Here is a 17,756-nt window from a genome sequence, read left to right as displayed (position 1 = left end):
GGTGGAGTAAAGGTTATGTTGCGCAAATTGCATGGTTTACCAAGTTTGGCGGTGATGTTGTTTATTATAACGCTGGCCTGTACTGGTGCGGTGCTGTCTTTGATGCCGACATTTCATCGAGCCGCCGCTATGATTCCAGCAGTAGGTGAGGTAAGCGTTGCAACGCTGGCGCAACATGTAGTGACGCATTTTCCACAAGCCGAACGTATAGAACGAGATCTTTCTGGCGAAGTCATTGTGCATTATCAACTAGATGAAAAGTCTCATGCAGATTTGGTTAATCCGTTAACAGGTGAGAGCATCGCACCGTATCAGCCTTCCGCTGTTATGGTTTGGGTAAAGGATCTGCATCGCTCGTTTTTATTGGGTGACACCGGCCGAATGATGGCAGGTGTGACTGCTGGCTTTATGGTGCTGATTTGTCTTTCTGGAACCTTTTTATTGGTGCGTCGTATTGGTGGTTGGAAAGCCTTAGTCAAACCTTTTAAAGGCAAAGGTGGTAAGCGTATTCATTCAGAATTGGCGCGTTTCGCGGTACTTGGCTTACTTCTCTCCTCATTGACAGGTGCCTATATGTCCGCACTGCGTTTTGGTGTTTTTACCGATCATACTTATGTAGAAGCCGAGTTCCCTAATGCTGTATCGGGTGGTCAGCCCACTTCTGTCGGTTCTTTAGCGGCATTAAAAACAATGGATTTAAGCGAGCTGCGAGAACTCATCTTCTCTGTGCCGGATGACGCACAAGATGTTTACTCAGTAACAGCTCGCCATGGTGCTGGCTTTGTCGATCAATCAACAGGCCAATGGCTTTCTTTTGAGCCTTTGCCTGAAAGCGGCGCGCTGCAACAGTGGGTGACGAAACTACACACAGGTGAAGGTCTGTGGTGGTTAGGGCTGATCCTTGGTGCCTCAGCACTGACTGTTCCGGTGTTGTCTTATACTGGTGCTCGGTCTTGGTGGATTCGTCGCCGTTCGGCCATTACCCAAACCAATAGCCAGACTAACAAGGTGAGTTTTGAGCAAGCGGATACCATTATTTTAGTCGGATCAGAGGGCAATATAACTTGGGGATTTGCTCGAGATCTGCAAGCAAACCTCTGTAAAGCGGGTTGTAGGGTGTATTGCGCTGAGATGAACCAATTGGAGGATTATTATCCACAAGCTAAGCGATTGTTTATTTTAACTTCGACCTACGGCAATGGCGATGCACCGTCTTCTGCCCATAATTTTTTAACAAAATTAGGGAGCTTTCGGCCGGATCAGACCCTGCAATTTGCCGTATTGGGCTTCGGTGATCAGCAGTTTTCGCAATTCTGTCAGTATGCGCTAGATGTGGATGCAGCTCTGCAAAACAAAGGCATAGCTCGTCTTCATTCGGTAGGTTTGATCAATCGAGGTTCTTCTGCACAATTTCGGGAATGGGGTAATGATATTGCTGATGTGACCGGTATTCCGCTTGCTTTAACTCATAACCCTCTGCCGACTCCGACCGCAAAACTGACACTGATAGATCGTGAAGACTATGGTCTAGAAGGCTTGGCTGCCACGAGCATTTTTCGTTTTAGCGCTACTGGTAAGGATTCATTACCTTTTTTTGAAGCCGGTGATTTACTGGGTATTGTGCCGCCGGGAGACGACGTGGCGCGTTTCTACTCCTTGGCGTCATCAACAAGCGATGGCGTGTTGGAAATCTGTGTACGTAAACAGCCTCATGGTGTTTGTTCTGGGTATTTGCACGGTTTAATAATCGGCGGCGGTATTGAAGGCTTTATCCGTCAAAACCCTGAGTTTCGTCCTGCACTTGGCAGCAATCCAGTGATTCTAATTGGTGCGGGTGCGGGTATTGGACCGTTGGCGGGTTTTATTCGCAAAAATACCCAGCGCAATCCTATGTTCCTTTACTGGGGCGGACGCAATGAAGAGGCTGATTTTCTTTATCAGCCAGACCTAGGTCGCTACCTTGAGGATCATCGTTTAACTGGACTACAAACGGCTTTCTCTCAGGTAAAGAGCCAAGCCACTGATCAAATTACTGAAAAAACTTATGTGCAAGATAAGTTGTTACAAGATCAAACCGCCGTTCGACAAATGTTAGAGCAAGGCGCGCAAATTCTTGTTTGTGGTGGCCGAGACATGGCTGCTGGCGTTGCTCAAGCAATTAATGACATTCTTAAACCCTTGCAGATCAATGTTGATTCATTAAAAGCGCAAGGGCGTTATTTAGAGGATGTGTATTAGCCTATTTACCTAATGATTCATTTATTTACATAATGACATTAAGAAACAACGATAGACTCAATTGGTTACCTAATAACGTCTAAACAACACAGTAAGAACGTCAGTGTCTTTGTTATCCTTTGCTTAGTTTTTGGGATGACTTTCATCATATCCAATGCATATAGATAAATTCTCAGAGGTAGAGAGTGTACGAGATAATGATGCTGAAAATAAACGATGATGTTGACTTATTGTCTGCTATTTTAAATATGCAGAGCGAAGAGGAAATTGAAGAAGATCTTCTGACAGCATCGCTGCATCAGGACTTAGATCATTTGATTCAAACCATCCGTCAGCACTTGGGAATGGACACGGCTTTTTTATCTCGTTTTCATCATGGTTATCGCGAAATGCTACATGTCGATAATAGTGTTGGTTGTACCACTGTTCTTCATCAAGGTCATAAAGATAAAAATGAAGAAACCTATTGCCGGCTGATCGCGGATAAAAAACTACCAAATATCATTCCAGATACCTCAAAAAACAAACTAACAAAAGACTTAGCAGTCACCAAAGTGTTGAATATTGGTAGTTACATTGGCGTACCAATCTATCTATCAGACGACTCCATTTACGGCACTTTATGCTGTTTCAGTGAGCGTGCGGATCAATCATTATCGAATAAAGACCTATCGCTTCTAACCCTATTCGCAAAATTTGCAGCGCGTAACATAGAAAAAGAACTTATTGTTTCAAAAATACAGCAAGTAGCCCGTGAAGATATTTTCGATATCATCCATAAAAAACGGCTGAATGTTGTCCTCCAACCCATTTATGATTTGAAAAGTAAGAACGTTCAAGGCTTTGAGTGTTTATCGCGCTTTCAAACCGAACCATATCATTCTCCTGATTATTGGTTTAATAAAGCTAATGTGTCTGGTATTGGTGAAGCACTTGAGTTATTTGCCATTGAGGAGGCGCTTAATTTGTTGCCTGATATTCCAGAGCAGTATTACATAACCCTCAATATCTCTCCTAAGCATCTTACCTCGCCTTATCTGCAAGCCATGTTAGATAAAGCACCTTTGAATAGAATTGTTTTGGAGGTGACTGAGCGAGAATGTATTCCAAACTACAAGGCATTTCGCGATGCTATTCAGCCTTTTCGGGAACGAGGCATGCGACTTGCCGTTGATGACGCTGGAGCGGGTTTTGCAAGTTTTCAGCATATACTGGAGCTGCAAGCAGATATCATTAAATTAGATAGAAGTTTAATTTCTAATATCAATTCAGATCATAGAAAAAGAGCCTTGGTTGCCGCTTTAATCGGCTTTGCAAAAGAAACCAAAAGCAACGTTCTCGGTGAAGGTGTAGAGACCTTGGCAGAGCTGGAAGTGCTACAAGAGTTAGGCGCTCAAACAATTCAAGGATACTTTTTTTGCCATCCGCTGCCAATTGATGACGTGTTAACTTTTTGCTCTAGTCGAGCTTAGTTTGTATGAAAAGAGCCTCTTTAATGAGGCTCTTTTCATGATTTTTACAATAAAATTTGCTCGTCTTTTTTAGAAGATATGAACCTTTTCGATATCAAAACACAGGCTTATTTCTTCGTCGACCTCAAAGACTTTATCTTCACTAATAGACGCAATTACCTTATTGCCATCTGCTAATGTAATGTCTAGCACGGTTTCGGTACCAAGACGTTCTGATAATGACACACGGCCATGCATTGAACCTTTGAGTTCACCGTGATGAGGCTCTAAATACTGAGGACGAATCCCTAGCTCAATAGTGTCACCAACGGCAACATCACGATCGTGTCTAGGTAAGACCACCTCATCTATAACGTCTGAACTGACGGTGATGCTGTCGTTATCATGAGCCACCACTTTTACTTTCACAAAGTTCATTGATGGAGAGCCAAGGAACCCCGCGACAAAGCGATTTGCAGGCTTATGGAAAAGCTCCATTGGTGATCCAATTTGTTGAACTTCTCCATCTTTGAGTACGACGATTTTGTCTGCTAATGTCATCGCTTCAACCTGATCGTGAGTCACATAAATCATGGTGGCATCGAGTTTTTTATGCAGCTTTGAAATCTCCATTCTCATATCCATCCGCAAGGCGGCGTCTAAATTCGAGAGCGGTTCATCAAATAAAAACACTTTAGGATTACGAACAATGGCGCGACCTATCGCAACACGTTGTCTTTGACCACCAGACAGCTGGCTAGGGCGACGATCCAGCAAATGTTCCATTTGCAGAATCTGTGCAGCTTCGTTTACCCGCTGCACTTTTTCATCTTTGGGAACGCCAGATACGGTTAATCCAAAGCCAACGTTCTCTCGTACCGTCATGTGAGGAAAAATGGCATAAGATTGGAAAACCATGGCGATCCCTCGGTCCTTTGGTTGTAAGTCATTGACGACTTTTCCATCTATGGTTAACTCTCCACCAGAAATATCTTCAAGCCCTGCTATCATGCGTAAAAGAGTGGATTTACCACAACCAGAAGGGCCAACAAAAACAACGAACTCGCCGTCTTTGATATCGATATCGACGCCCTTAATAATACGAGTAGAGCCGTAGTTTTTTTCAATGGATTTTAGCTGTAAATCCGCCATGACTACTGTCCTTTTTTATTGTTATCGTCTGTACTTAACAATCCTTCATCATTCACATGTACTGCGACAGGATCTAAAATTTCACCAACAAAGCCATTTGGGCCTTGATCATGAAAACCTATGATAACGGGGCCAGTATCGGTTTGTAGGATGCGTGCAGCATATCGGTAGCATGGATCATCGCCGTCTAGGAATTCACTTTCTGGGAGGCTCCATGGCCCTTCAGGGTTGTCCGCAACCAAATAGTGATTACCAGTGACTGGTTTACCAGCACGAGCTTTTATAAAAGCATCGGCCCAATGAGAAGACGATGTGCAGAATAAGCAGTACCAACGACCTTTAAGTTCAAACACTTGTGGTACTTCTAATTGGCCAAAGCCGCCAACAAAAACAGGTTTTTGTAGCTCCCAGTGATATAAGTCGTCAGAGGTAGCAAAGCCAATTGCGCCGCCAGCATTGGGTTCTTCAATGCCTGGTGCACGAGCGGTAAAATACATTAACCAGCCTTTGCCATTTGGGTTTTTCATCACCCATGGGTCTCGCATCGCTCGATCATGCCAATGACCTACTTGATGCTGGTCTTCATAGTATTGGGCATTTTCGCCGATTATGTCTAAGCACAAGCCGTCTCCCACACGTTTCCAATTATGCAGATCATCGCTTATTGCGTGACCGACACGTTGATATAAACTTTTCTCGGCTAAACAGGTGCCAGTATAAAAGAGGTGATATAAGCCATCATCGTCTTTTACCACGCTGCCGGTCCAAGTTGTGGAGTCGTCCCAGGCTGTTGATGTTGAAGGCTCAAAACAGGTGCCTAAATGTTCCCAATCGATCAAATCTTTTGATATTGCATGAGCCTGAGTGACATTTAAATGGCGCAACTCAGGATCGATAAGTGACTTATCTGCTTGCAGGAAATAGCCATGCCAAACATCACCTTCTTTGTGATACCAGCTGTCCCATATCCATTTTTTTTCTAATGCTATTGTCATTTTTATTACTCCAAAAAAAAAGCCTATCCTTTGACACCTGTCGATGCGATAGAGGCGATAAATGCGCGTTGTAAAGCGAGATAAAAAGCTAAGACAGGCACAGTGATTATGGTGAGATATGCCATAACTTCTCCCCATGCCGTGTTCAATTGAAAAAAGTACTGTAAGCCAACTAATACCGGGCGATATTGCTCTTGCTGCGTCACCATGATTGGCCATAAATATTGGTTATACATGGCTAGGAACTTCAAAATTGCAGCTGTGGCAATGATCGGACCAGACAAAGGCATAACCACTCTCCAGTAAACCTGCCACCAACTGCAGCCTTCTATTCGGGACGCTTCAATAAGCTCCTTAGGCAAATCTTTAAAGTATTGAGCGAACAAGAAAATGGTTAGACCGTCGGCGATAAAGGGGATAATTTGCACTCGATAACTGTTTAACCAGCCCCAGCTAAAGCCATCTAATCCAAGCCAAGGCAATTTTGAAACCATCAACAACATTGGAATCGCTATGGTTTCAAAAGGCACAATTAGAGTGGCTAAAATAATGGAAAAAGCGATGCTTTTTCCTCGCCAGTTGAGGAATACAAACGAAAAACCTGCCATCGAACAAACTAGCAGACCAAGTACAACCGTCACGCCTGTTACAAGGAGTGAGTTCAGCATAAACATGCCAATGGGAGCGCGTTCAAAGGCTGCCTTATAGTTGTCAAAACTAATGTCCCCAATGGGTAGAAACGCTTTAATAGAGGATGTATCTGCTAACAACTGTTGATCAGGTTTTAGTGACGACATCATCATAAAAAGAATCGGCGTGACAAAAATGAGAGCGATGAGAGTCAATACCATATAACGCACGATTAAGCGCAATGTTGGGTTGTCCGTATCTAGTTGAAACATCAGTTTTTCTCCCGTGTTAAGTAGCGCTGCAGTAGGGAAATACTCAAAACGAGTAGGAATAACACGACAGACATCGCTGAGCCTCCAGAAATATCCTGCTTTCCGTAACCGCGTTCTACTGCCTGATAAACAATAGTCTGAGTGCTATCCAGAGGACCGCCACTTGTCATCACATCGATCTGCGCAAATAGCGAGAAGGCTTGCATGGTAATGACGATTACGACTAATACGGCCGTATTACGTAAGCCTGGCCATGTGACGTAGCGGAATGTCTGCCAAGGACTTGCACCCTCAATTTTCGCTGCTTCATAGAGTGTTGGAGAGATAGTTTGTAAGCCTGATAGCCAGATAATCATGTGAAAACCTACCGCCTGCCAAATAGACATAGCCATGATTGAACCGAGCGCCGTATCTTGATTACCCAGCCAGTCCACTGCTTTGAAATGACCAAATGTGAGAGTATTCAGCACACTATTTAATAGTCCGTTTTGGCCGTCATAGATAAAACGCCATAACAAAGAGACGACCACGATCGATACAACGACAGGCATAAAATATATCGACCTGAAAATCTGTATGCCGCGTAATGGTTGGTTAATTAGTAATGCCAATATGAGTGCCAAAGCACCTTGAATAGGGGCAACAAACGCCACGAAGGTAAGGGTATTAACCAGAGCTTTCATAAACACAAGATCACTGGCCATAATTGCGACTTTTTGCTCTCCCCAAGAGAATGAGAACCACTCTTTCATCCCTTGTACATTGGGATAATCAGGGTTATTTCGGGTGAATTTTCTGAGTCTTGGGTATTTATTGTCCCCGTTCTTATCCACTAAAATGTTGCCACTAGCATCGATTTCAGGATCAACTACCAAAATGCCTACATCTAGCATATTGGTGTAGTTTTCTAACCCCACGAACTCTGCTGCGTTAGGGGACATCAAGCGCTGATTCGTTAAAGAGAATGCAATAGCTAAAATAAATGGAATGACAATAAATAGAAGCATCAAGCCGAAACCGGGAGACGCAAACAGCCATCCTGTGGTGTTATGCCGCGTTAATATCGAGTTTTTTTTCATAAAAAATACCAGTATCGCTAGCTCTAAAATATTTTGCTAAAAGTAGGCAGGTAGAGAAGTCCTATACCTGCCAAGGACCTATCAAAACGTATTAACGGCTGTAGCCGCGGTTTTTCTCAATATCGGCATTAATTTCATCAGCTGCGCTATCTAACGTGTCCGCAACATCTGCACCATCAGCGATATCTGCTAAGGCTTTTTCAAAGACTTTTGCTTCAACAATATAACCAGGAGTGACGGGACGAACTAAGGCCTGTGCTTTGGATAGGGCATAAAAAACGGCCAAAGCTCCGCCTTGTCGATAATTTTTTGTTAATGCTGCCGCGGATTGTGTTGGTGGTATTACGCCAATGCTGTCTGAAAATGCAGCTAAGTATTTATCTTGAAGAGCAAATTCAATAAAGTCCGATGCGCCTTGTGGGTGTTTAGAAGCCGAAGAGACTCCGAATTGCCAACTTGCAGCACCTATTTTAGGCCCATGTCCAAAATCAGGTGCAGGCAAAAACAGCGCATCATCACCAAACTTATTTAAGTTTTTTAAAGCCGCCCAGTTTCCGTACCATTGCATCGCATATTTTCCCTCTAATAATCCTGTTTCATGGTCTGCTGGGTCTTGAGAGTTGCCTGGCGCATAGCCATTGACGAATAAGCTTTGCCACCACTCACCAAAGGCTATGGCTTCGGGGCCATTTAATGTACCTTCAGCTGTTTTATAGGTGGAACGATCAATCAGGTCACCACCGAAACTTTGTAAAAATGGGCTAAAAGCATAAGGAAACCATTCGCCACTTTCAGCCATACCTAAATCAAGCGGATAATCATATTTTCCTGTCGCTTTCAGCTTTTTAAGAACGTCGTTGAATTCTTCTTCAGTCCATGGTGAGTCAATTGTTGGTATACGAGCTCCGACTTCATTTAAGGTTGAGCGGCGTGTCATCATAGCGACGGCAGAGTCCCATAAACCGATTGAATACAGCTTCCCGTCCCAATAGCCTTTAACTCCTGGTAAAAAATCAGCAATTTTTGCTTCGTCGATTAATAAAGGTCGTAAATATCCTGCCCATGCCCAATTAGGCATCACTGGACCATCTACATCCAAAATATCTGGTAAGTTGTTAGCTAATGCGGCAGCAACAACAGAGTCGTTGTATGAACCTTGGGGAAATGACTCTAAAACCACATTCCAATCGTCTTGACTGTTATTAAAGTCATTAACAATTTGATTAATAACTTTCGCTTCAACTTTATTACCTGCGCCGTGATACCAAAGCGAAAGATCTGTTTTTGCAAAGGCGGAAGTCGAGACAAAAGCGCTCCCTAAAACACTTGCAGACAACATGGTTAATGCCAATTTTTTTGTTATTTTCATGTTTTTCTCCCATTTATATGAGCTATTTTTAAAATGACACCGATGTCATTTTAATTAAAAGAAACACATCGTAGCTCTGATGCGTTACTCGATAAATTTATTGGTGATTAAATCTTAAGTATTGATTGTCGCCAAATAACAGGACTATCAACGATGGTTATTGCTGAGTTTGGTGCTTTTTGGTCTTTACCATCAATCAACTTTAAAAGTTGTCGTGCCGCTTCTTGCCCAATTTCTTGGTAAGGCAAATGTACCGTGGTTAATGCTGGGTACAAACCTTCAGTAATCGCAAGATAGTTATCATAACCTGCAATGGATATTTGCTCGGGTATACGGATACCTTTGACTCTTAAAATGCCATAAAGCTTGAGTGCCATTTTGTCGTTACCACAACAAATAGCAGTAGGCGGACAGGCCAATGAAAGCAAGTGATCAATCGCGTCGATGATCAATCTTTCGTTGTCTAGTAGATCTAGTGTGTCTGCACATAAAACTAACTCAGGATCGTACGCAATGTCGTTTTCATGTAAGGCCTGTTGGTATCCTTCAAGTCGTTGATGCGTTGCGACCATGGATGGGTCTAAGGTCAAGTATGCAATTCTGGCGTGACCTTCTTTTATGATTTTATCTACTAAAGATTTTTGACCCATTTGGTCATTTGGAACCACGGATGTTGTGTGGTTTGTATCAAAGCAGTTTGCTAGTACAGTGTAGATGCTTTTACTGGCGATAGGTAAATCTATTTGTTTATGATAATTCGCCACATAAATAAGCCCTTCAACACGATGTTCTTGAAATGTCCGAATTAAATGAGACACCGATGCAGCAGAATCTCCTGTATCAGCGATTAATAACGTTTTACCAGAGGCTTGCATTACCTTTTGAATACCCTGAACAATAAATAAATCAGGCAAACCAGTGGGTGCATTAGATGTGTCAGAAAAATGAGAAATAGCACCTGTGACCAAGCCGATAAGCCCCGATTTATTTGATCGCATAGATCTCGCCGCAGTACTTGGAACATAGCCAAGAGCAGCAATGGCAGCTTCTACCTTCTTACGGGTCTTTTCTCCGACAGGAACATCATTATTTAATACGCGAGAAACTGTTTTTGGAGAGACTCCAGCGGCTTCTGCAACATCGTAAATGGTCGTCATTTTTATTCTTTTCTTGTTATGACATCGGTGTCATTTTTATTTAAAAATAAATCTCTGTCAACCTCATCGAACATAAAAAGATCAATTTTATTGTTATATTAGAACGATGATGGTTATTTAAGACTCTTTTAAAAAGAGATATCTGATTGGTTTTATTCAATAAAAAGAGCGCTTACTTTTTGAGTTAAGCACTCTTTTTTATAGATAAAAAAAGGTTAAAAGCTTGTGACGACAGTGACGCCCGGTGGGTTGATCTTATCCATATTGGTTAGCGCGACAATAGATTCTTCCAAACTGATGGTTCGACCAAGCAGTTTCTCTGGGCTGAGTTTGCCAGACTTAATCATTGCCAGCATGGCGTCGTAACGAAATGCCTGCATACCATGGCTGCCGATGATTTCTAGCTCATGAGCGATAACCAGATTCATCGGAATCGGCGGTGTGGCTTGATCGGCTAATAACAAGCCGACCTGAACGTGCTTGCCTAGTTTTTTCAAACTTTTAATAGAGTTGATGCAAGTCGTTGGGTGACCTAAAGCATCGATCGATACATGGGCACCGCCGCGGGTGATTTCTTTAATCGCTTCAGCCACATCTGCCACGCTGGTGGCGTTAATTGTTGCGTAGGCGCCTAGGGCTTTTGCGAGCTCAAGTTTATCGTCTGTCACGTCTACTGCGATAACATTGGCACCAATACTGTTAGCAATCATGATGGCAGACAGTCCAACGCCACCGCAGCCATGAACAGCGACCCACTGACCTGCGCTGACTTTACCTTGATCGACAACCGCTCTAAACGAGGTAACAAAGCGACAGCCAAGGCTCGCTGCTGTGGTGAAGTCTATGGTTTCAGGCAAGGTAACTAGATTCACATCCGCATGATGGATTGAAACGTATTCTGCGAAAGATCCCCAATGGGTAAAGCCTGGCTGAGTTTGATTGCCGCAGACTTGATGATTCCCTCCGTGGCATTCTGGACAAGAACCGCATCCGCTAACAAAAGGTACGGTCACTCGGTCGCCGACTTTAAAGCGCTGAACATCTTTGCCAACGGCTTCAATAATACCGGCAAACTCATGGCCCGGAACGTGTGGCAGCACAATATCTGGATCGTGTCCCATCCAGCCATGCCAATCGCTGCGGCATACACCTGTCGCTTCGACCTTGATCACCACACCATGTTTTTCTGGCGTTGGATCTTCTACATTCATAATTTTTGGTGTGGCCGAAAAGCTTTCGTAGACAACTGCTTTCATGGTTTGCTCCTTTGGTGATCTATACGTCAGACTAATAGACTACTTAATACACTAGAAATTACCTTGCTCTTTTCCTTGTATATTAGAGAACTTAAGAAATATTATTTCAGATATAAGGTTAATTAGAGGGGAGTCTTTCAATGGCGGCTTTGGATAAGGTAGACACTGATATTGTTCGGCGTATGCAGCAAGATGGTAAATTGACCAACGCGAAATTAGCCAATGAACTATCATTGAGTGAAACGCCCTGTTGGCGAAGATTAAAGCGGCTGGAGGAAGAGGGCATTATAACCGACTATCAAGCAAATCTTGATCGTCGTAAATTAGGCTTTGGGGTGATGGCGTTTGTGCAACTGACTTGTAATCAACACGATGCAGAAACAACGCAAACTTTCGAAGAAATGATCCAACGTTGCGACAATGTTTTATCCTGCCATAACACCACAGGAGCGGCGGATTTTTTGTTGCAAGTGGTCGCCAAAGACTTAGATGATTACAGCCGTTTTGTAGACCAAGTGCTTAGAAAGTTGCCCGGTGTGTCTGCGATTGCTTCGAATATTTCTTTGCGAGAATTAAAAGCATCAACGCGGTTGCCAATATAAATTTGGTGTAACAGAAAGAGGTTAGTTTGCTATGTAAGAATGACGAGTCATGCAGTTACAAAATAAAATTTACATCTACATGGAGGTCGGGTTTGATAACAAGGGTGAATAAATAAGTAAGCTTCAGAAAGGAGAGTAACATTGACAAACAATTACGATCATTTGATCCATATTAGAGATCATTCCGAAGTTGCCTTATATGAACTTATCCCTGATGTTGTGTGGATTTTTGACCTTGATAAACACGGCTGGTGGTGGGGCAACTCCGCCTCTCTTAAGTTTTGGGGATTAAACACACTTGAAGACTTGATGAATAAAGACTTGTCTGGTGATACCCAAGGCGCAAAGGACCGCACTGCACAAACGTTTGAGCTGGCAGCGAAGTCAGGCTTAACGATCGACCCTTGGACAACCTATCCAAATGGAAAACCAAAAACTCTGTATATGCGTCATCGTGCGGTTTTGGTCGGGCCGGATAAACATAGAGCCATCATTGCGTTTATCAATGAAGAAGTGAATATTGGGGATATTCCAGAAAATCTATTACTGGTTGAAGCCATGCGCTACACAAGTGTAGTGGTGACTAGCTTCAGTTTTGCTGGTGATCCAATTGTAGAGAATCCAGCCTCTACAGAAGCTTACAAACACCTATCAAGACAAAACACCTCAGAGGGGCAATCTTTCTTTACCTCGCGCTTTGCCAGTTTAGCAGAAGGTCAAAAAATACTAGCACAGGCAATAGAAGAAAAAGGCGGACAATGGACTTGTGATGTTAAAACCGCCGGGGGTCCTCGTAAGCACAGCTTAGATGTACGCATGACACGTCACCCTTTAACGGGAGAATTTTTGCTGCTGATGTCTGAGTATGATGTTTCTGCACTACACACGGCTCTAGAAGCTGAGAAAGTGGCGCAAGATAAACTGCGACGGCTAGCACATTATGATGCCGTGACTGGGATTCCTTCATTGCATTATTTGTTGGAAAAAGAAGGGGAACTGATCGCGAAAGCCAAACAAGACAACCATTTATTATCCATTTTATATTTGGATCTAGATGGCTTTAAACAAGTGAACGATAATCACGGTCACGAAGCGGGCAATCAAGTTCTTACTAGCTTTGCTGAGCGGTTACATTCCCAAACTAAAGATGTTGGGCAAATCGTCAGAGTCGGTGGTGATGAATTTGTTATTTGGCTTGATCGTCTTGATGATCGTGATGAAGTGCTTAAATTGGCCAATATCATTCTAAATGTCGTATTAGAGCCTGTCATGATCAGTGATACGAATAAAACGGTACAAGTTAGTACTAGTCTAGGTATTGCTCATTACCCTGAACATGGTGAAGACATGAAGTCGCTTATACAAACTGCCGATAGCACCATGTACCGTGTTAAAAAACAGGGTAAATGTGATGTACAAGTGGCAATTTAAATAATGAAGCCAACCCTTGATGGTTGGCTTCATTGCTTTTAGGGGTGGTTAAAAGACAAGAAATTACAAGGTCATTACGATACGGCCTGTAATTTCGCCTTTTTCCATATCGGCGAAGATTTCATTAATATCGTCTAAGGATTTTTCTGCGATAATCGCTTTTACCTTGCCGCGTGCGGCAAATTCCAAGCATTCTTCCAGATCTTTACGAGTACCGACGATGGAGCCAACGACACTGACGCCATTGAGGACGGTGTTGAAAATAGGCAATGGCATGTCTTCTGGTGGCAAACCAACCAAGACACATTTACCGCCACGTCGAACCACGTCATAACTTTGTCTGAAGCCCGCTTTACTAACGGCTGTACAAACGGTGGCATGAACACCTGAGGTTGTTTCTAAAATCTCTTTAACAACATCGTCAGTTTTGAAATCAAAGAAATATTCTGCACCGAGTGACATGGACAGCTCGCGTTTCGCAGTGCCCGTATCGACAGCGACTACTCGAAATCCCATAGCAACGGCGTATTGCACCGCTAAATGGCCTAGACCGCCAATACCAAACAGAGCCACCCAATCGCCTGGCTTCGCACCGGACACTTTGAGCGCTTTGTAAGTAGTTACACCAGCACAGAATAAAGGTGCCGCTTCAACATAACCTAAACCTTCTGGAACTTTAACGACATATTCTGCATGAGCCGCACAAAATTCAGCGTAGCTGCCATCAACAGAGTAACCTGCATTTTGTTGTGAAAGACACAAGTTTTCGTTACCTGTTAAACAATATTCACAATGTCCGCAGGCACTGTACAACCAAGGAATACCGACTCGATCCCCCAAGGCTAAATGCTTTACTGCACTGCCGACTTCGACTATCTCACCAACACCTTCGTGACCCGGAATAAAGGGCAGTGTCGGTTTAACAGGCCAATCTCCATGACAAGCATGTAAATCCGTATGGCACACACCGCAAGCATGAATTTTGACGAGAACTTGATGTGGTTCAATCTTGGGTTTAACAACATCCTCAATTTTTAGAATGGCACCAAACTTACTGGCTACAGCTGCTTTCATAACAAACTCCATCTTTTATTTTTTTGTGCTGTTTAGGACAGCGTTATATTTAAGAACACTTTCGTTTGCTTCTTTACTTTAAAAGTAACCAAATAAAAAACTTATCCATCAGTCCAATATGTTTGCATTACAGTATAATTTACATTTTAAACTAGGTTTTTTTGCTTTTTTAATCTGATAACTTTTTGTTTTTAATCAGCTTTTATTTTTGTTGGATAGACTTTCTCTAAGCGAGCTAATCCAACCGCCGAACTTATGCATCACTGTGCTGCCTTTACCGAGTAGCTCATGCATCTCTTCTTCAAATCGAGATTGCTTGCTTTCCTCAGGTTCCGGTAGTGGTGGTAAAATGTGTGCGAAATAGGTTTTGTCGAGCAAGCGATGCAGCAGGCGTTCACCCATAAATGGCTTGCCACTATTGAGTGCTCTGGCGCCTTTAATCAAGTTACGAATATCGTACTGAGTCGGGCTAATATCAGGCACTTGTTTAGGAATGTTCAGTAGTTTATAAACCCCAATACGAGCCGTACGAATGGACGCTTCCATGGTGAAAATAATGTCGTTGCGTGTTTCTACAAACTGTCCAATTAAACCTAAATTAGTGCAACCTTCTGGCACAGCATGAGGGCGATCGCCAGCCGCTCGGGTCATAAATTGAGCCGTAATATAAGGCATGAGTGCGAGGCGAATTTTGGTATTGGCAACAATCACATCAAGCTGGTCTTCAATATTTAGGTGATAACAAAGCTCGGTGAGGATTTCTTTGCCAGTGCATTGCGCCATGGTTTTGTGGATACGATTACCTGGTTTATCCATCAATAAGCCATATACCCAAAGAACCAATGTATCGTCTGGTTGGTCTGGGAAATGTGGCTGACGGTTACAGGTAACGCTCATTAGCCAGTTTGAATCGGTAATCGTGATGATGCCGCCAGTGACAGAGCGACCAGAATACGGATCATTTACGGACAAAGTTTTCAGCTTGTCGATAAGAGGAGAAGGTTTACAAGTGAGTGTGGCCGATTCCCAGATGGATTTATCCACATCACCGTAGAATTTTTCTGGCTTGCCGAATACTGGCGATTTTTTTGCCAAATTTTTCCATAAGGTCCAGCCGCTGTTTTCACCCGGATCATGCTTGTCGCAAGTGAGCTCTGGCACGTTTTCCATATCGCCATAAGCCGTGTGTTCCGTCATTGATCCCGTTAGCGTAAAGACCAAATCGCCAAGCCCGACATTAATATGTTTGGCTTCTTCTTTGCCTTCTTTGATGACAACCGCTCGAATACCGGTGACGGTTTTTTTATCGCCAGAGAAGTTGATATCAAGGTCTTCCACCCGAGTGCCAAACTGAAAGGTCACACCTTTCTCGCGCAGCATATCTGCCAGCGGTTTAATAAAGGTATCGTATTGATTATACTTAGGAAAAACCAATGCCGACATATCAGCAAAACCATCGATAGAGTCTAGGAAACGATGCAAATACAGTTTGGTTTCTAATAGGCTGTGGCAATTTTTGAAGGCAAACATGGAGCGGAAAAGGAACCAAAAGTTTGTTTTTAAGAAACCTTCACTGAAATAATCTTCGATACTGATGTCGTCTAATTCTTCCTTACGTTTTAGCATCAAACGAATCAGTTCCCATTGCTGGGATTTACTCAGACCAAAGTCCTTCGCGTCCAACAATTCGCCACATTTGTGCATTAAACGCGCTGCGGAATAGTTGGGATCGTTGTCATTAATAAGACGGTATTCATCCAGAATGGAATAGCTTTCTGGCAACTCGACTGCAGGTACATCTTGAAACAAATCCCACAGAGTGTCGTAGTTCCAATTCATCTCACGACCGCCACGGATGATATAACCTTCTTCAGGATTACCCGCACCATCCATAGAGCCGCCTTCCACAGTCATTTCTTCTAAAATGGTGATGTTTTCAGCCGGCATATGAGCGTCACGAAGCAGATAAAAAGCCGCCGCAAGGCCGCCGATGCCACTGCCAACAATCCACGCTTTACGATTTTGAATACCTGGAGTTGGCAAAGTTGTGTGGCGAGCATAAGGCGCAATAAAATCGCAAGGCGGTAAGGTGTTTAACGCTTGGTGATGCCAATAATCGCGGGTGCTATCAGGTTCATGTTCGAATCCTTCTGGGGCAGTGGTAGAAATAGTAAACGTCGAAATGTCTTTATGACTCATCACATTTTTCCCTTCTTTAGACGCATTAGACGAAATGCTATGAGGTCATAGTGGCACAGAAGAAGACGGTGGAAACTGCGTTAGATCAAGGATTGCGTCTTAATTTTCTATAAGAAAAAGAGGTGTTGTAAAAGAGTCTCTACTTATTGCAGTAAATATGCAGTCTAAGTGCATCTCCTGAAATACGGTTGTTTTTAGTCGTGTCATCGCCAACTATGTATGTAGGAACACGAAATAAAAGAAACGTTAACTAGAACAATTTAGCTTAGGAGGAAAATATGCAAAATCAAACTGCACATGCCCACCACATTACAGACATTATTAAAGTAATGAACGGCGGTATTGAATTCTACCAAGAAGCGAAAACCAAACTAGATGACAGTACTTACAACGCTTTTTTTGATCGCATGATTGGTGCTAAAACGGAGGCTGTTACAGAGCTACAACCATTCGCTATCGATCAGCAAGGTGAAGTAGAAACTGATACTAATAATTTAGTAAAAGCGCGTCAGGCTTATACTAAATTAATATCTAAAATCTCCAGTGAATCCACTGCTTTTACTTATGTTGACCAGCTAGAAGAAGTGGAAGATAAGGTACTTGAAGAGCTCGACCTCGCGTTAGAACGAAACCAAACGCAAGACTGTGAAGTTACTCTACGCCGCGTTAAAGTCAGAATGAAAGAGTGCCATGACGAAATGAAAGCTCTGCAAGTAGCAGCTCAGCATTAACAGTTTGTACTTGAAACAAACTGTATTTTCCAAAATAGCAGCGTCTTATTTCGCCGATTAGTATCCGTTTTTTAAAACGAGACCAAGGTGAAAATTAAGCAAAATAGTCGCTGAATACTG

Annotated in this window: 14 protein-coding genes; 5 read left to right on the top strand and 9 right to left on the bottom strand. The window is 43.0% G+C overall.

Annotated elements, in window-relative coordinates; all coding sequences use genetic code 11:
* Nucleotides 1-15 precede the first annotated feature (15 nt).
* Together BUA59_RS04500 and BUA59_RS04495 are read left to right on the top strand one after the other, a co-directional pair.
* Nucleotides 16-2,238 carry a PepSY domain-containing protein gene (locus tag BUA59_RS04500; protein ID WP_072838533.1) on the top strand — a complete coding sequence of 741 codons (2,223 nt, stop codon included), beginning with the start codon at nucleotides 16-18 and terminating at the stop codon, nucleotides 2,236-2,238.
* 200 nt (nucleotides 2,239-2,438) lie between these two features.
* Nucleotides 2,439-3,710: a sensor domain-containing phosphodiesterase gene (locus BUA59_RS04495; protein WP_217653723.1), complete on the top strand. Its 1,272-nt coding sequence runs from the start codon at nucleotides 2,439-2,441 to the stop codon at nucleotides 3,708-3,710.
* A 69-nt stretch (nucleotides 3,711-3,779) separates the two neighbouring features.
* Here BUA59_RS04495 and BUA59_RS04490 read toward each other — a convergent pair whose 3' ends face one another.
* The 7 genes from BUA59_RS04490 to BUA59_RS04460 form a co-directional block, all read right to left on the bottom strand.
* Nucleotides 3,780-4,841: an ABC transporter ATP-binding protein gene (locus BUA59_RS04490; RefSeq protein WP_072838532.1), complete on the bottom strand. Its 1,062-nt coding sequence runs from the start codon at nucleotides 4,839-4,841 to the stop codon at nucleotides 3,780-3,782.
* 2 nt (nucleotides 4,842-4,843) lie between these two features.
* Nucleotides 4,844-5,836: a glycoside hydrolase family protein gene (locus BUA59_RS04485; RefSeq protein WP_072838531.1), complete on the bottom strand. Its 993-nt coding sequence runs from the start codon at nucleotides 5,834-5,836 to the stop codon at nucleotides 4,844-4,846.
* A gap of 23 nt (nucleotides 5,837-5,859) precedes the next feature.
* Nucleotides 5,860-6,738 carry a carbohydrate ABC transporter permease gene (locus tag BUA59_RS04480; protein ID WP_072838530.1) on the bottom strand — a complete coding sequence of 293 codons (879 nt, stop codon included), beginning with the start codon at nucleotides 6,736-6,738 and terminating at the stop codon, nucleotides 5,860-5,862.
* Nucleotides 6,738-7,817 carry a carbohydrate ABC transporter permease gene (locus tag BUA59_RS04475; RefSeq protein WP_011978068.1) on the bottom strand — a complete coding sequence of 360 codons (1,080 nt, stop codon included), beginning with the start codon at nucleotides 7,815-7,817 and terminating at the stop codon, nucleotides 6,738-6,740. The genes BUA59_RS04480 and BUA59_RS04475 overlap by 1 nt, the downstream gene beginning before the upstream one ends.
* Before the next feature lie 91 nt (nucleotides 7,818-7,908).
* A complete protein-coding gene (locus tag BUA59_RS04470) occupies nucleotides 7,909-9,186 on the bottom strand; it encodes an ABC transporter substrate-binding protein (protein WP_084122153.1) in 1,278 nt (425 codons plus the stop codon).
* Nucleotides 9,187-9,293: 107 nt separating this feature from the next.
* Nucleotides 9,294-10,343 (bottom strand): LacI family DNA-binding transcriptional regulator, encoded by a 1,050-nt coding sequence (locus tag BUA59_RS04465; RefSeq protein ID WP_072838529.1) that lies wholly within the window; start codon nucleotides 10,341-10,343, stop codon nucleotides 9,294-9,296.
* A gap of 215 nt (nucleotides 10,344-10,558) precedes the next feature.
* Nucleotides 10,559-11,599, bottom strand: coding sequence for a zinc-dependent alcohol dehydrogenase family protein (locus BUA59_RS04460; RefSeq protein WP_072838528.1), 1,041 nt, complete (start codon nucleotides 11,597-11,599; stop codon nucleotides 10,559-10,561).
* A 140-nt stretch (nucleotides 11,600-11,739) separates the two neighbouring features.
* On the opposite strand from BUA59_RS04460, the gene BUA59_RS04455 reads away from it, so the two are divergent.
* The gene (locus BUA59_RS04455; protein WP_072838527.1) at nucleotides 11,740-12,201 is read left to right on the top strand and encodes an Lrp/AsnC family transcriptional regulator; all 462 of its coding nucleotides are present in this window, start codon (nucleotides 11,740-11,742) and stop codon (nucleotides 12,199-12,201) included.
* A 141-nt stretch (nucleotides 12,202-12,342) separates the two neighbouring features.
* Nucleotides 12,343-13,632 (top strand): GGDEF domain-containing protein, encoded by a 1,290-nt coding sequence (locus BUA59_RS04450; protein ID WP_072838526.1) that lies wholly within the window; start codon nucleotides 12,343-12,345, stop codon nucleotides 13,630-13,632.
* 63 nt (nucleotides 13,633-13,695) lie between these two features.
* Here the strand turns inward: BUA59_RS04450 and adhP are convergent, their stop codons facing one another.
* Both adhP and BUA59_RS04440 read right to left on the bottom strand, forming a co-directional pair.
* A complete protein-coding gene (adhP, locus tag BUA59_RS04445) occupies nucleotides 13,696-14,706 on the bottom strand; it encodes an alcohol dehydrogenase AdhP (RefSeq protein ID WP_072838525.1) in 1,011 nt (336 codons plus the stop codon).
* A gap of 195 nt (nucleotides 14,707-14,901) precedes the next feature.
* Nucleotides 14,902-16,905 (bottom strand): oleate hydratase, encoded by a 2,004-nt coding sequence (locus BUA59_RS04440; protein WP_072838524.1) that lies wholly within the window; start codon nucleotides 16,903-16,905, stop codon nucleotides 14,902-14,904.
* A gap of 278 nt (nucleotides 16,906-17,183) precedes the next feature.
* Between BUA59_RS04440 and BUA59_RS04435 the strand changes: the two genes are divergently transcribed.
* Nucleotides 17,184-17,636 (top strand): PA2169 family four-helix-bundle protein, encoded by a 453-nt coding sequence (locus BUA59_RS04435; RefSeq protein ID WP_072838523.1) that lies wholly within the window; start codon nucleotides 17,184-17,186, stop codon nucleotides 17,634-17,636.
* The last annotated feature ends 120 nt before the right edge of the window (nucleotides 17,637-17,756 follow it).

Source organism: Marinomonas polaris DSM 16579, from assembly GCF_900129155.1.
Lineage (GTDB): Bacteria > Pseudomonadota > Gammaproteobacteria > Pseudomonadales > Marinomonadaceae > Marinomonas > Marinomonas polaris.
This window is presented reverse-complemented; position numbering and strand designations above follow the sequence as displayed.